Origin of the sequence: Actinosynnema sp. NPDC059797 (assembly GCF_042732085.1) — a bacterium.
In the GTDB taxonomy this organism is placed as follows: domain Bacteria; phylum Actinomycetota; class Actinomycetes; order Mycobacteriales; family Pseudonocardiaceae; genus Actinosynnema.
On record NZ_JBHWIE010000484.1, the window covers coordinates 1 to 4,468 of the forward strand.

Sequence of the window (4,468 nt, forward strand, 5' to 3'; positions counted from 1 at the left end):
CTCGCGACGGTGCGCGGGAGGGGCGCGGCGGTGGTGCGCGGGGAGCACCCGGCGCGGGGGCGTGCCACCGCGCGCGTCAACACGGGGCCGTGTCGCGTGGGACGTCGGCTGACGTGGCGGAACCCGTCGGGACGGCGGGTTCCGGCGGGGGCCCGGTCGGCGGAGCCGCAGCGCGGGCGGTGCCGCGGCCGGCCACGTGAGACCGCGCCGGAGGGCGACAGGCGGCGGGCGCGCCGCCTACGTTCGGCGGCACGGGCCCCGCGGGTCACCGGGGTCCGGTCACCTTGGCGGCGTCGTCCGATCCGGAGGATTCCCATGCACAGCACCATGCCCGCCGCACCGCTCACCCTCGCCCGCGTCCTGCGCCACGGCTCCTCGGTCCTGGGCGATTCCGCGGTGTCCACTTGGAACGGTGACGGGTTCGACCGCACGACGTACGCGGAGGTGGGCGCGCGCACCGCCCGCCTGGCGCACGCGCTGCGCACCCGGCTGGGCGTTGCCGTGGGCACCAGGCCGCAGGACCGGCAGGGCGTGGTCGGCACCTTCATGCGCAACAACACCCGCCACCTGGAGCTGTTCCTCGCGGTGCCCGCGATGGGTGCCGTCGTGCACCCCCTCAACGTGCGCATGCCGGCCGCGCAGGTCGCCTACACCGCCCGGCACGCCGGGGACGAGGTGATCGTCGTGGACGGCGGTCTGGTCGGGCAGTTCGCCCCGCTGCTGCCGCTGCTGCCGCCGACCGTGCGGCACCTCGTGATCGCCGGCCCCGGCGACCGGGGCGCGGTGGCCGGGTTCGCCGGCGAGGTGCACGACTACGAGGAGCTGATCGCGGGCGAGCCGGCCGACTACCCGTGGGAGGAGGAGCTGGACGAGCACACCGCCGCGACGATGTGCTACACCTCCGGGACCACCGGGAACCCCAAGGGCATCGTCTACAGCCACCGGTCGGTCTACCTGCACTGCCTCCAGGTCGCGGCGCCGGACCGCTACGACCTCACCCACCGCCGGACCGCCTTCCTCATCGCGCCCATGTTCCACGTCAACGGCTGGGGCGTGCCGCACACCGCGTTCTGCACCGGCGCCGACCTGCTCCTGGCCGACCGGCACACCGGGCCCGCCGCGCTGGCCCGCGTCATCGAGGAGGGCCGGCCGACGATGGCCGCCGCGGTGCCCACGGTCTGGGCCGGGTTGCTGGAGGAGCTGGACGCGCGGCCCCGCGATACGTCGAGCCTGCGCCGGGGGGTGGTGGGCGGGTCCGCCTGCCCGCCCGCGCTGATGGACGCCTACCGGGACCGCCACTCCGTCGAGCTCCTGCACGCGTGGGGGATGGCCGAGACCTCGTCGCTGGCGAACACCGCGCTGCCTCCCCGCGCCGCCGAAGGCCGGCGGGAGCGGGCCTACCGCGCCAGCCAGGGCCGGTTCCCGGTGTCGGTCCGGTTCCGGATCGCGGGGCCGGACGGGACCGCCGTGCCGAACGACGGCGTGACGACCGGTGAGGTCCAGCTCCGCGGCCCCTGCGTGACCGGCGCCTACCACGGTGGCGGTGACGCGCCGCGGGAGCGGCCGGTGGAGCACTTCACCGCCGACGGCTGGCTGCGGACCGGTGACGTCGGCTCCGTCTCCCCGGACGGCTTCCTGAGGCTCACCGACCGGTTGAAGGACGTCATCAAGTCCGGCGGCGAGTTCATCTCCAGCGTGGCGCTGGAGAGCGCGCTGGCGGAGCACCCGGCGGTGGTCGAGGCGGCCGTGGTCGCGGTGTCCGACGACCGCTGGGGCGAGCGGCCCCTGGCCGCGGTGTCGCTGCGCGCGGGCAGCGGGGTCGGCTTCGAGGACCTGCGCGACTTCCTGCGCCGGCACGTGGACTCGTGGATGGTGCCCGAGCGGTGGGCGGCCGTGGGCCAGGTGCCGAAGACGTCGGTGGGCAAGTACGACAAGCGGCGCATCCGGGACCAGTACGCGCGGGGCCTGCTCGACGTCGTCACCCTGGGCCGGTGACCCGACGGCCGGGCCACCGCCGGGCGTGCCCGTCAAGGGCGGCGGTGGCGCGCCACCGCGCGTGCGCCCCGGGAGAGGGCGGCGTCGACGACCACGACCGCCCACTCGCGGTCGGCGCCGAGGCCGGGGTCCTCCCGCAGCGTCCGGCGCACCCGCTCCCACAGCCCCGCCTCGGTCCAGGCGACGAAGCGCCGATGCGCGGTCGCGGGCGAGACGGCGAAAACGGGCGGCAACCGGCGCCAGGCGCACTCGCTGACGAGCACGAACACGACCGCGGTGAAGACCTCGCGGCCGTCGAGCGGTGCGGTGCCGCCGCCCTGCGGTCGCCGGTCGAACGCCGGCACCAGCGGTGCGACGAGCACCCACAGGGGATCGGGCACCAGGCGTCGGGACAGGTTCCCTCCCATGACCGCGAGCATGGCAGCGGGGGCGATCCCGGCAAGGCGCTCCGGGAGCACGTGCCGGCGAGCGGCCGCCCACCGGCGAGCGGGCGCGCGCGACGGGTGGTCCGCGCGCTCCCGGCACCACTCCGCTGCCCCGCGTCCTCCGCCCTGCGTCCTCCACCCGCGTCCTCCGCCCCGCCGACTCCCGGGCGTCGCCGGGCTCCCCGGCGACGCCGCACCTCCACCACCCGCACCGCGCCACCGGCGCCGCGGGTTCCACGCCGAGAGAGGAAGGCATGACATGACGACCAGTCGACCGGAGAGCGGCGGTGCGGTGATCGACCACCTCCTGGACCGCCTGAGCGCCCTGGGGGTGCGGCACCTGTTCGGCATGGCGGCGGACTACAACCTGGAGGTGCTCGACCACGTGCTCGCCCACCCGCGGGTGGACTGGGTCGGCACGGCGCACGAACTGGACAGCGCGTACGCCGCCGACGGCTACGCGCGCGCCAACGGCTTCGGCGCGCTGCTCACCACCTTCGGCGTCGGCGAGCTGAACGCGATCAACGGCGTGGCGGGCAGCTACGCCGAACGCGTTCCCGTGCTGCACGTCGTCACCGGCCCCACGCAGGCCACCGAGCAGGCCGGCAGCGCGGTCCACCACACGATGGGCGACGGCGACTTCGACCGGTTCGCCCGCGCGCACCGGCAGGTGGTGTGCGCGGACGCCGTGCTGCGGCCCGACAACGCCCTGGCGGAGATCGACCGGGTGCTGGCCACCTGCCTGCGCGAGCGGCGTCCCGGGTACCTGCGGGTGCCGCGCGACGTCGCCCTGAGGCCCGCCGCGCCGCGCCCGCCGCTGCAGGTGCCGGGCCGGGACGAGGCCGACCCGGACGCCGTGGCGGCGTTCCGCGCCGCGGCCCGCGACCGGCTCGCCTCGGCGCGCGACGTGGCGGTGCTGGCGGACTTCCTGGTGGACAGGTTCGACGCCCGCGCCGAACTGACGGCCCTGCTGGCGGCGGGCTCCCTGCCGCACGCGACCCTGGTGGGCGGCAAGACCGTGGTGGACGAGCAGAACCCCGGCTTCCTCGGGCTGTACGCGGGTGCGATGAGCGAGGCGCCCTTCCGCGCCACCATCGACGGGGCCGACCCGCTGATCCTGGCGGGCGTGCTGCTCGCCGACACGAACACCGGCAAGTTCACCCACGGGTTCGACCCGGAGGAGGCCATCGACCTCGGTCCGACGACCGCCAGGGTGGCCGGCGCGGACTTCCCGGGCGTGCCGCTGGCCGTCGCGCTGGGCGTGCTGGCGGACCTGGTCCGCGACCGCGCCCCGGCCCGCCCGGGGGCACCCGCGCCCGTGCCGCCCGAACCGGCCCCGCCGCCGGGCCTGCCGAGCGCGGTGAAGGCGTCGGTGGGCGCCCTCGGGCGGAGGCTGTGCGGTGCGCTGGTCCCGGTGACCCAGTCCCACCTGTGGCGGGCCGTGGGCGAGGCCGTGCGGCCCGACCACGCCGTGTACGCCGACAACGGCACCGCGCTCCTGGGCATCGCGGGCCGCCGCTTCCCCAGCGGCGCCCGGTTCGTCGCACAGCCGCTGTGGGCCTCCATCGGCTACTCCATCCCCGCGCTGCTCGGCGGGCAGCTCGCCGACCCCACCCGGCGGGGGGTGGTGCTCATCGGCGACGGCTCCGCCCAGCTCACCGCGCAGGAACTGGGCGTCATCGCCCACCACCGCCTCAACCCCATCGTGGTCCTGGTGAACAACCACGGCTACACCATCGAGCGGCACACCCACGGCGCCCGCGCCCCTTACAACGACATCGTCCGCTGGCACTGGGCCGAGGTGCCCGCCGCGCTGGGCGTGCCGCACCCGCTGGTGATGACCGTGCGCCGGGCCGGCGAGCTGGACGGCGCGCTCGCCCGCGCGGTGGGCACCACCGACCGGCTGGTCCTGATCGAGGTGTTCCTGCAACGGGACGACGTGCCCCCGGCGTTCCTCCGCATGATCGCGAACCGGCCCGACCGGGCGAAGTGGGTGCCGTGAGCACCCGTGGGCCCAGCCGCCCCCCGCGCGGCGCCCCCCCCGGTAA

Annotated in this window: 2 protein-coding genes and 1 pseudogene; 2 read left to right on the forward strand and 1 reads right to left on the reverse strand. The window is 76.4% G+C overall.

Translation table 11 applies throughout. The annotated features are described in order from the left end of the window. Positions 1–315 precede the first annotated feature (315 nt). Positions 316–1,995 (forward strand): long-chain-fatty-acid--CoA ligase, encoded by a 1,680-nt coding sequence (locus tag ACFV4N_RS40250; RefSeq protein ID WP_499677949.1) that lies wholly within the window; start codon positions 316–318, stop codon positions 1,993–1,995. A gap of 148 nt (positions 1,996–2,143) precedes the next feature. On the opposite strand, the pseudogene ACFV4N_RS40255 reads toward ACFV4N_RS40250, so the two are convergent. Further along, positions 2,144–2,402 (reverse strand): annotated as a pseudogene (locus ACFV4N_RS40255) (transposase); the annotation flags it as partial. 277 nt (positions 2,403–2,679) lie between these two features. Between ACFV4N_RS40255 and ACFV4N_RS40260 the strand changes: the two are divergent. Continuing rightward, positions 2,680–4,422: an alpha-keto acid decarboxylase family protein gene (locus ACFV4N_RS40260; RefSeq protein ID WP_499677950.1), complete on the forward strand. Its 1,743-nt coding sequence runs from the start codon at positions 2,680–2,682 to the stop codon at positions 4,420–4,422. The last annotated feature ends 46 nt before the right edge of the window (positions 4,423–4,468 follow it).

Coding starts and splice junctions, on each gene's coding strand:
- ACFV4N_RS40260 (WP_499677950.1), top strand. CDS start 2,680: ATGACGACCAGTCGACCGGAGAGCGGCGGTGCGGTGATCGACCACCTC.
- ACFV4N_RS40250 (WP_499677949.1), top strand. CDS start 316: ATGCACAGCACCATGCCCGCCGCACCGCTCACCCTCGCCCGCGTCCTG.